A 383-nucleotide genomic window follows, 5' to 3' on the forward strand; every position below is an offset into this window, starting at 1 on the left:
CAGAGCTTCCCGACCGTCTTCAGCGTCAAGGGTGTTGATGCCCATTAAGGCGCATTGCTGGGCCAGAACCTGTCTGCAGGTCTTGTTGTCATCAACAATCAGTGCCTTGATATTTTTGTGGGAGAACATGGGCTGCTCATCCCGGCTAATGGCGTCTGATGTTTGTTGTTTGTGTGGAATGGCAAACCAGATGTGTGTGCTGCCCTGATTCATAATGCCAAATTGCCCGGACATCGCTTCAATTAGTTTGATGGTAATGTACAGGTGCATACTGATGTCGGCCTGTTGTTTGGCTTCATAGTAGCTGAGCGTACTAATGTCACCGGGAAGATTCAGGCCCTGCTGTCCCTGATTGTAGGTAATCTGGAAAAGAATAGATCGGA

General features: G+C 48.6%; 1 protein-coding gene. It reads right to left on the bottom strand.

Translation table 11 applies throughout. The features are described 5' to 3' along the window. Nucleotides 1-383: response regulator (locus CWC28_RS22195; RefSeq protein ID WP_212746838.1), on the bottom strand; the 383-nt coding region annotated here is incomplete at both ends.

This window comes from Pseudoalteromonas sp. S4492, from assembly GCF_005886115.1.
Lineage (GTDB): Bacteria > Pseudomonadota > Gammaproteobacteria > Enterobacterales > Alteromonadaceae > Pseudoalteromonas > Pseudoalteromonas gelatinilytica.